Here is a 9,552-nt window from a genome sequence, read left to right as displayed (position 1 = left end):
CCGGATGCCGGCCGGGGCGAAGATATCCATCGGGTCCATGAAGGCCGAGCCCATGATGCCGAACATGTCGGTCACGCCATTGGCGGCCAGGGTTTCCACGAACGCTTCGGAAGGCGTCATCTTTTGCTGGCCTACAGGGGCGGCTACGGTGGCCGCTGCGGCGGCGGCTTTTTGCTCGGTCATGTCATTCATGGGTGTCTCCTGGTCTGTGGTGATGAAGCGCAAGAAATTATCAAAAATCGGTATATTTTGTTCCGAAATTTGATATACAATTCAATTTAAGCGTTCGGGAATCAAAAGTCAAACAGATTTTCAAGGAAACGGTACAATTTGAGTTCGAAAATGAAATAAGCTGAAGTAACACTCAGTGCTACCCAACCGAGGCCACCATGGACATGATTTCATCCCCAAAACTTGAGCCGGAAAAACTGGAAGGCGACACGCCCACGATGCGTTTGTTTGCCTTGCTGGAAGTGATTGCCGAGAAAGACCAGTTGCTGTCGCTGCAAGCGCTGGTGGAAGAAACGGGCCTGCCCAAGCCCACCCTGCACCGCATGCTGCAACAGCTGGAAAGCGTGGGCGTGCTGCAGCGCGAAAGCGATGGTCGCCACTACAGCACGGGCGTGCGCCTGCGCCGCCTGGCGTCAAACCTGCTGATTAACAACACTTTCCATGGCGCCCGTCGCATGGTCTTGCGCCAGCTGGTCGAGGAAGTGGGCGAAAGCTGCAACCTGACGGCCTTCAGCGGCAGCGAAGTGGTGTACCTGGACCGGGTGGAAACGGCGGCGCCGCTGCGCTTCTACCTGCATCCCGGTTCGAGGGTGCCGGCCCACTGCTCGTCCAGCGGCAAGCTGTTCCTGGCGCAAATGACACCCGTGCAACGGCGCCGCCTGCTGGGCCACATGGAATTGACGCGCTTTACGGACAAGACGGAAACGGACCCCGTCAAGCTGGAACGCGAACTGGAACTGGTGCGCCGCAACGGCTATGCGCTGGACGACGAGGAATTCCTGCCCGGCCTGCTGTGCGTGGCCGTGCTGGTGCCGAATCCGAACGGCCGCTCGAACCTGGCCGTGGCGATCCAGGCGCCCATCATCCGTTTGACGCACGACAAGGCTTTACATTTCTTGCCCGCATTACAACGCGCCGCGCAAGCCCTGGCCGCCATCGAATCGGAAACCATGCCGACGACGGGCGGGGACGACGACGCATTGCAAACCGGTCATTCATAACCGCCGTAGCCCGCCGCTGCGGTTTCACAGGAGAACAAGGTGTCAGATTCACGCCAACATCCCCCCGCCGCCGCAGCGCAAACCTTGCAGTCCGTGCGCAGCCTGTTCCATATCGACAGCGACCTGCTCGTGCCCGTCTTCACGGAGCGCGATGCGCACGTGCCCGACATCGATCCCGCCTACCGCTTCAACCAGGATGTGACCCTGGCCATCCTCGCCGGCTTCAGCCACAACCGCAGGGTGATGGTGCAAGGCTTGCACGGCACGGGCAAGTCCACGCATATCGAGCAGGTAGCGGCGCGCCTGAACTGGCCTTGCGTGCGCGTCAATCTCGACGGCCACATCAGCCGCCTGGACCTGGTGGGCAAGGACGCCATCGTGCTGCGCGAACAGCAGCAGGTGACGGAATTCCAGGAAGGCATCGTGCCCTGGTCATTGCAGCGCCCAGTGGCCCTGATCTTCGATGAATACGACGCGGGCCGCCCCGACGTGATGTTCGTCATCCAGCGCATCCTGGAGCGCGACGGCAAGTTCACCCTGCTCGACCAGAACCGGGTCATCACACCGCATCCCCACTTCCGTTTGTTCGCCACCTCGAATACGGTGGGCCTGGGCAACTTGAACGGCATGTACCACGGCACGCAAGTGCTGAACCACGCGCAGATCGACCGCTGGAACATCGTTGCCACCCTGAACTATTTGCCGCAGGCGGAGGAAACGCAGATCGTGCTGGCGCGTGTCCCGGCCATGAATGACGCGGCGGGCCGCCAGCTGGCAAGCAGCATGGTGGCCGTGGCCAGCCTCACGCGCCATGGTTATGCGGCGGGCGACCTGGCTTGTTTGATGTCGCCACGCACCGTCATCACCTGGGCGGAGAATTGCCAGATCTTCCGCGACCCGGCGCTGGCCTTCCGCCTGTCCTTCCTGAACAAATGCGACGAAGCCGAGCGCCCCATGGTGGCCGAGTATTACCAGCGCTGTTTCAACGAGGAATTGCTGGCGACGGCGCCATGAGCGCCGAAGCAACCGCGCCAGCCCCCTATACGCGCGAGCAGCAGGAAACGGATGAACTGTGCGCGGGCGCCATCCGCGCGCTGAGCGGAATGTCCACTATCCGCTACCGGGGCCGGCGTTTGCACGACGGCCACCGCCCCCTGCCCATCCATGCGGCCCATCTGCAAGCCGCTGCGGCGCTGCAGGATTTGCCCTCGCTGCGCGGCGCAGCCGACAGCGTGGCCCTGCGTTTGCTGCACACGGACGCCGCCCTGCACAAGTCGCTGTGCCCGGCCGAGCCCGTGGCGCGCCTGGTGTTCGAGCTGCTGGAACAGTTAAGAGTGGAAACGCTTGCGCCAGATCAACACGCGGGCGTGGCGCACAACCTGCGCCACCGTTTCACGGCCTGGTCGCATGCGTTTTACGATTCCGGCCTGGCCGAGGGCGCGTCGGGCTTGCTGCTGTACACGGTATTCCAGATGTGCTGGTCGCGCCTGACGGCCCGGCCCGTGCTGGAAAAGACGGAAGATTTTATCGAAGCGACGCGCTGGTCCGTTTCTTCGCAACTGGGCGGCGACATGGCGGGATTGCGCCGCCACCGCCTGGACCAGGCCGCCTTTGCGGGCCATGCGCTGGCCATCGCCCACGCCGTCGATGCCATGCTGAAAGAGGCGCAGGATGACCAGAAAAACACGGCTGAGGACGCGAAAGCGCAGACAGCCTTCAAGCTGCTGCTCGATGTCGACAGCGACAACGAACATGTTCCCGATGCCGCCCCGCTGGGCGAGAGCCGCGCCTTCAGCGACGGCGATGGCGTCTACAAGGCTTACTCCACGGCATATGACCGCGAAGAAAAAGCGGGCGAACTGGTGCGCCGCGCCCTGCTGCTTGAATACCGCGAACGCATGGATGCACGCATCGCCAGCCTGGGCATCAACACGGCCCGCCTGGCGCGGCGTTTTACGCAATTGCTGGCCGTGCCCCAGCGCGACGGCTGGTCGTTCGGCGAAGAAGAAGGCACTATCGACGGGCGCCGCCTGGCGCAGCTGATCAGTTCGCCTTCCGAGCGCAGGCTGTTTCGCAAGGAACAATTCCTGCCCCAGGCCGATTGCCTGGTCAGTTTTCTCGTCGATTGCTCCGGCTCCATGAAGACGCATGCGGAATCGGTGGCCGTGCTGCTCGATATTGTGTTGCGCGCGCTGGACCAGGCCGGCATCAAGACGGAGTTGCTGGGCTTTACGACGGGCGCGTGGAACGGGGGAAGAGTCAAACGCGACTGGATGCGCGCCCGCTCGCCCGCCAACCCGGGCCGTTTGAACGAACTCGTGCACATGGTCTTCAAGGATGGCGACACCAGCTGGCGCCGCGCGCGGCCCGACATCGCGGCCCTGCTGAAGGCGGACCTGTACCGTGAAGGCGTCGATGGCGAAGCCGTGGATTGGGCGTGTCGCCGCATGCTGGCGCGCCCGGAACGGCGGCGCATCCTGCTCGTCGTCTCCGACGGTTGCCCGATGGATACTGCCACGAATCTGGCCAACGACGAGTTTTACCTGGCGCAACATTTGAAGCAAGTGGTGGCGCGCCGCGAAGCGCAGGGCGCCGTGGAAATTTGCGGGCTGGGACTGGGCCTGGACCTGGGCGCCTACTACAGCCGCAGTCTGGCCACCACCCTGCCCGCCTCGCTGAACAATGAGCTGTTCAGCGAAATCGCCCAGCTGCTCGCCGGGCGAAAAAAATAGCGCCCTATGCCAGTGGCAACGTCGGCGCCAGCAACTGCCAGCGATGCGCCTGCAAAAACGCTTGCACGGGCGACGCCTGCCTGCCCGTCAAGCGCGCAAAGTCATCGCTGACCACGTGCATGGCATCGGTGGCCAGCCAGCGCTCGATGCCCGCCAGCATCGTCGCCATCGGCGCCGGCATGCCAGCAGCGATGAAATGCCGCCCGCGCGCCTCCGCATCGAGCGCCACGACCTGGATGGAGCGGCCGAATATCTGGGCGGCGATGGCGGCCAGCGCCGACGCATCGAGGGCGACGGGACCCGTGATATCCAGGATGCGGTTGCCACGGCAGCCATCCGCCAGGGCCGCAGCGGCCGCATGCGCGCAATCCTCGCGCGCCACGCAGGACACATGGCCTTGCCCCATGGCCGTACGCAACTGGCCATCCACGGCGGCAGTGCCCAGTACCACCAGCAGCAAGTCCTGGTAAAACGCATTGCGCAAAATCGTATGGCCGATGCCGCTTTCTTGCAGCAGCGCTTCCGTGGCAAGGTGGTCGTCGTTCAGCAGCGACCTTTTCCCTTCTTCCGGCCGCAGGAACGAGGTGTAAACGATATGGGCCACGCCCGCCTGCCGCGCCGCCGCGATGGCATGGCGGTGCTGCGCCAGGCGCCGTCCCGTGCCATCGATGGCATTCGTGCTGATCAACAGCAGGCGCTCGACGCCGTGGAAGGCGGCGGCCAGGCCCTGCGGCTGGTCGTAGTCGCCGAAACGCACATCGATGCCCTGCTCCTGCCACGCAGCGTGGCGCCCTGGCGTGCGGGTGATGGCCGTGAGTGCCGTGGCCGGATGGCTGGCGCGCTGCCGAATGAGTTCATTGACGACTAGGGTGCCCAGTTGGCCGGAGGCGCCGGCAACGGCGAGATGCAGTGTTTTCATGTTCTTTTCCTTGTGGCGCGCGTGTACGCGCCCCATGCAGGGGCGGCAACGCACGACGATGATGTAAGGGAATCAAAGGCGGCCATGCGGCGGCCCGCCCCCTGCGGGGCGGATCTGCGGCAGGCTTACAGGAAAGAAGGGAAAACAATGATCATGCGCCCAGCATGGCGCGTGGCGTGCGCCCGGTCAAGCGCTTTCGACGGCGCTAGACCGCTGCAGGACTAGCTGACGCAGTAGCGCACGGCATGCGCTTCCATCGGCAGCGGGATTTCCCAGTTCCACAGCATCGATTGCAGCTTCTTGTTGCTCAGCGAGGTGTCGCGCTGGCCATTGCGCCGCAGTAATTCCTTGCGCGGCTGCTCCAGGTACACCAGCTCCACCTGCGCATGGTATTTGTACAGCAGCTTGAGCGTCTTTTCGCGCATCAGTTTTGACAGATGCGTGGCATTCCACACGAACGGTTCGCCCTTGCGCAACAGTTCGCGCGCCCGCTCTTCCGCGTAATCACCCACCTGCCCTTCGTTCTTGCCGTGCTTCAAGCCCAAGGCCGTCCGCGCATCGTCGAAGGACACAACGGGCAGGCGCGGATGGTGCTTGTCCACCCACGTATTCTTGCCCGACGCGGGCAAGCCCGACATGACGATCACGTGCGAGCCTGGCGCCTGGAACAGGGGATAGTCGGGATGCGCCTCGGCGCCACGAAAGTATTTGACGCGCGTATGATCGTCGACAAAGACCCTGCGCTGGCCATAGCAGCCCTCCTCGCGCGCCAGTTCGCGGAACAGCTCGATGGCATCGAGTATGCGCTGCGGGTCCGGGCAGATGCGTCCGCGTATATCGGCCTCGGCCAGCATGGCCAGCAAGCGGATATCGAGCTGCCACGACAGTTCGCGCACGGTAAATTCGGGCGTGACGCCGCGCCGCGATTGTTCCAGCGCAAAGAACGGCACCTGGTGCACATTGATCAGGCGGCAGATTTCCTCGCGCACGGCAAACGGCACGTCGCAATCCCACAGGGCGATGCGCGCATCGAGCGCACCCTTGCGCGAATGGCCGGGCTGGCCGATGGCGCCCGTGACCGGGTCGATCACCGTGGTGCTGCACTTGGCCATGTCGTGCAGCAAGGCGGCCAGGAAGACGATTTCCTGTTCCGCCCGCGTGGCGTGCTGGTAGTCGGGCATGGCCAGCAAGGACTCGATCACCATCATGGTATGCGTCCACACGTCGCCTTCCGCGTGGTAGACGGGGTTTTGCGGCGTCGTTTTCGCAAGTTCCAGCTGCGGAAAAGCAGCCAGGCATGCGCTGAAATCGGGCGACTGGCCCGCCAGCGGCACCAGTTGTTGCAAGGTTTTCCAATTCATTTTGTGCTCCTTGTTGTGTTACCTGAGCTTGCAGCCAGTTCGTCCAGCGACTGGCAGGTGTGCAAGCCCAGACTCTCCCACGTGACGCGTGGCTGCGGCGCGTACAGGTCCACGCCCTCGGCCAGCTGGTTGGGGATCAAGGGCCGCGTGCTGTGGTGCGAACCGCTGTCGAGGATGGTTTGCGTGAAGTCATGCCGCACCAGCTTGTAGCGGGCCAGCACTTGCTCGTCGTCTTCCACTTTCAGGTACAGGCCTTCCGCGTGGTCGGACTTGTCCGTCTGCTTCCAGCACAGGTCCAGCGGCAAGCGCTCACGCGCCACCACGCCTTCGAATGCGTCGCGCCACAGGCGGGACTTGGCCAGCGAATGGCGCAGCAGCTGCCACAGCTGTTTTGGCGACGTGGGCATCTTGCCCGCGTACAGCACGGGCACGGACAGCACAGGCGAGCCGGCCAGCATGGCGTGGCGGCGCGCCGTCGAGAGGAACATTTGCGTACGCCGGCAATACACGTCGAACTCGTTGAAATAGTGGGGCAGCCGGTCGTAAAACACGGAATGCTTGCTGTATGACCATTCGCCAAACAGCACATACTGATCTTCCAGCAGATGCAGCAAGGCGTGTTCATGCGCATGCGCCCACGGTTTGAGCAGCTTGAACTGGCGTTCGCTGCCGCCGCCTGCCAGGTAGTGACCGCGCGACTGCAGCAGCACCTCGCCCGCATCGCTGAACGACACGGCGGAGTTGGCGCCATCGATTTTTTCCTCGATGACGACGTACTGGCCGGCCAGCTTTTTCAGGGGCATCTGGTCGGAAGCGTCGTCGCCGTGCTGCAGGCGCGAGCCTTCCAGGTGCGGCGTGCGCGGGTATTTGAATAAGGGTAAAGATTGTAAAAACATAGCGTCCCACGCCGCGTTCACCGGGGCGTGTCCATACAGGGTCAGGGGAGCTGACGACGTGTTCGGGCGTGGACGATCGAGACGGTTGTCTCGGATACGTGTGCGGAGGAAGCAAAAACAGTGCCGCAGCAATCGGGGGCGTCAACGCGCCGAACGATGCTGCAGAGAGCATTTCGTCAGCGTTAGCAGGTGATGGCGAAGGTGCGAGGCACTTTTGGCTCCAATAAGGAAGAGGTTCGAGAAAGAACGGGGAATATAACGGCAGTTTGCCTATTTTGCAAGCGCCGCACGCTTAGCGCAGCAGCTGCGGCACGGCAGCCGCCATCAGGGAGAGGCCAATCAGGGTCAGCACGGCAAACGCGATGCGACGCATGCCGCGCTGGGCGATCGGTGGCGGGTAGCGCTTGCCAGCCATGGTGGCCAGCACGCCCACGGGCAAGGCCAACATGCACAACAGCAAGACTTTCGCATCCAACTGGCCCTGGCTGCCCGCCATTAGCGAGCGCCCGCCCGCGCTGATGGCGAACAAAAAGATCAGGCTGTAGCGGATGGTCTTTAAACTCATTTCCTGGCGGTAAAACTGATACACGAGCGGTGGCCCCGCCAGCGAAAACAGGCCCGAGAACAGGCCGCCGCACACGCCGCTGATGAAGAAGCTGCGCTTATCGACCGCGCCCGGTCCCGGCAGCGCCTGCAGCACAATGCTGACGCCGCCATACACGATGGCCGCGCCCAGCAACAGTTTCAGGACGGGCGCATACGCCTGGTCCAAATATCCCAATAGCAAGACGCCGGCCGCCATGGCTGGCAGCAAGCCGATGCTGGCCGCGCGGATGGCGCGCCAGTCCAGGTGGTGCAAGGCGCCCGGCAAGGCCACCAAGCAATTCGCCAAAGACAACAAACTGACAAGGGCCGCCAGCGTGGGCACGGGCGCCAGGCCGAGGCCGCTGGCCACGCCCATGACGATCATGCCCAGGCCAAAGCCCGTGACAGTCTGGAAATACGAACCCGCCGCCACCACGCCCAGCAGCGCCAGCACGGGCAAGCTGAACAACTCAGCGTCCACCCTGGGCCTGCACGGACGTGACCGCAATGACGTTGTACACATCCATCGCGCTGCAACCGCGCGACAAATCGTTGGCCGGCTTGTTCAAGCCTTGCAGCAAGGGACCGATGGCGACGGCGCCGCCCATGCGCTCGGCCAATTTATAGCCGATATTGCCCGCGTCCAGGTTCGGGAACACCAGCACATTCGCGCGGCCATTGACGACGGAATCCTTGACCTTGCGCTGGGAAATCTCGGCCACGATGGCCGCATCGAGCTGCACATCGCCATCGATGGCCAGCAGCGGGCGCTGCGCCTTGACCCGGTCCGTGGCCGCATGCACCTTGTCGACGGCTGCGTGGTGGGCGCTGCCGCTGGTGGAAAACGACAGCATGGCCACGCGTGGCTCTTCCATCAGCAAGGCTTGCGCGCTGTCGGCGGCGGCCATGGCGATGTCGGCCAGCTCTTCCGCCTTCGGGTCGACCACCAGGGCGCAGTCGGAAAAGATGAAACCGCCCTTCAGGCTATGGAAAGGTTCGCACAGCATCATCAGGAAAAAGCTCGACACCAGCTTGAAGGCGGGATCGACGCCGATGATCTGGATGGCGCTGCGCACCACGTCGGCCGTCGTGTGCACGGCCCCCGCCACGCAACCGTCGGCGTCGCCCAGGCGTACCATCAGGTTGGCGTAGCACAGCGGATCTTGCACGGCGATCCTGGCCTGCTCCACCGTCATGCCCTTGGCTTGACGCAGCACAAACAATTGCTGGGCATAGTGTTCCGACTCGCTTGAATCTGCCGGGTCGACCAGGCGCACGCAATCGAGCTCCAACGCATGTTCGCGCGCCAGCGCCAGGATGGCGGCCGGCTTGCCGACGATGGTGATATGCGCCAGGCCTTCGCTTGCCGCCCGCGCTGCCGCCTGCAGTACGCGCACATCGTCGCCCTCGCACAAGACGATGTTTTTCGGCACGGCGCGGGCTTGGGCGATGATGCGGTGCAGGGCTTTCATGGGTACTCCAATTCGGTAAAAAAAGTGCCGCAACCACGGAAGCATGAGGCATAGTTCCGGCACATAAAACCCGGCAAGCCGGGGTCATACAAGGATCGAACTGACTGCTTACACGTAGTCTTTATACTTGTCCAGGTGACGGATAGGCTTGCTCAGCGCATCGCGGCGGAAGGGGTCGCCCAGCTCGCGCGTGCACATGATTTCAATGATGGTGGTCTTGCCTTCATGCATCTGCATGGCGATGGCCTTCTTCAAGGCCGGACCCACGTCTTCCAGCTTGTCGACCGTGATGCCTTCGGCGCCCATGGCCCGCGCAATTTCCGCGAAGCTCTGGTTATCGAGCTCGCCGGCGACG

The 9,552-nt window shown here is 63.3% G+C and carries 9 protein-coding genes and 1 pseudogene; 3 read left to right on the top strand and 7 right to left on the bottom strand.

Annotated features, from left to right (window positions below; all coding sequences use genetic code 11):
• Positions 1-183: pseudogene (locus CSZ94_RS26065) on the bottom strand (sulfoacetaldehyde acetyltransferase); the annotation flags it as partial.
• 212 nt (positions 184-395) lie between these two features.
• Between CSZ94_RS26065 and CSZ94_RS26060 the strand changes: the two are divergent.
• The 3 genes from CSZ94_RS26060 to CSZ94_RS26050 are packed head-to-tail and all read left to right on the top strand — an operon-like array spanning position 396 to position 3,964.
• Positions 396-1,232, top strand: a complete 837-nt coding sequence (locus tag CSZ94_RS26060; protein WP_374106902.1) for an IclR family transcriptional regulator — start codon at positions 396-398, stop codon at positions 1,230-1,232.
• A 39-nt stretch (positions 1,233-1,271) separates the two neighbouring features.
• Entirely contained in the window at positions 1,272-2,246 is a 975-nt protein-coding gene (locus tag CSZ94_RS26055; protein WP_258001220.1) for an AAA family ATPase, read from the top strand.
• Positions 2,243-3,964: a cobaltochelatase CobT-related protein gene (locus CSZ94_RS26050; RefSeq protein WP_102124171.1), complete on the top strand. Its 1,722-nt coding sequence runs from the start codon at positions 2,243-2,245 to the stop codon at positions 3,962-3,964. Before CSZ94_RS26055 ends, CSZ94_RS26050 begins: the two co-directional genes overlap by 4 nt.
• A gap of 4 nt (positions 3,965-3,968) precedes the next feature.
• Here CSZ94_RS26050 and CSZ94_RS26045 read toward each other — a convergent pair whose 3' ends face one another.
• The 6 genes from CSZ94_RS26045 to CSZ94_RS26020 all read right to left on the bottom strand — a co-directional run.
• The gene (locus tag CSZ94_RS26045) at positions 3,969-4,883 is read right to left on the bottom strand and encodes an NAD(P)H-binding protein (protein WP_180977634.1); all 915 of its coding nucleotides are present in this window, start codon (positions 4,881-4,883) and stop codon (positions 3,969-3,971) included.
• Between the two features lie 221 nt (positions 4,884-5,104).
• Positions 5,105-6,244 (bottom strand): AAA family ATPase, encoded by a 1,140-nt coding sequence (locus tag CSZ94_RS26040; RefSeq protein ID WP_102124169.1) that lies wholly within the window; start codon positions 6,242-6,244, stop codon positions 5,105-5,107.
• Positions 6,241-7,140 carry an RNA ligase family protein gene (locus CSZ94_RS26035; RefSeq protein WP_102124168.1) on the bottom strand — a complete coding sequence of 300 codons (900 nt, stop codon included), beginning with the start codon at positions 7,138-7,140 and terminating at the stop codon, positions 6,241-6,243. Before CSZ94_RS26035 ends, CSZ94_RS26040 begins: the two co-directional genes overlap by 4 nt.
• Positions 7,141-7,432: 292 nt before the next feature.
• Positions 7,433-8,206: a sulfite exporter TauE/SafE family protein gene (locus CSZ94_RS26030; RefSeq protein WP_258001219.1), complete on the bottom strand. Its 774-nt coding sequence runs from the start codon at positions 8,204-8,206 to the stop codon at positions 7,433-7,435.
• On the bottom strand, positions 8,196-9,197 hold the full coding sequence (gene pta, locus CSZ94_RS26025; RefSeq protein ID WP_102124166.1) for a phosphate acetyltransferase: 1,002 nt from the start codon (positions 9,195-9,197) through the stop codon (positions 8,196-8,198). Before pta ends, CSZ94_RS26030 begins: the two co-directional genes overlap by 11 nt.
• A 108-nt stretch (positions 9,198-9,305) precedes the next feature.
• Positions 9,306-9,552 (bottom strand): thiamine pyrophosphate-dependent enzyme (locus tag CSZ94_RS26020; protein WP_258001218.1); only part of this gene is annotated, 247 nt, incomplete at its 5' end.

Origin of the sequence: Janthinobacterium sp. ROICE36 (genome assembly GCF_002869965.1) — a bacterium.
Lineage (GTDB): Bacteria > Pseudomonadota > Gammaproteobacteria > Burkholderiales > Burkholderiaceae_D > Janthinobacterium.
Note: the sequence above shows the minus strand (reverse complement) of the source record. Positions and strands in the feature narration are given on the sequence as shown.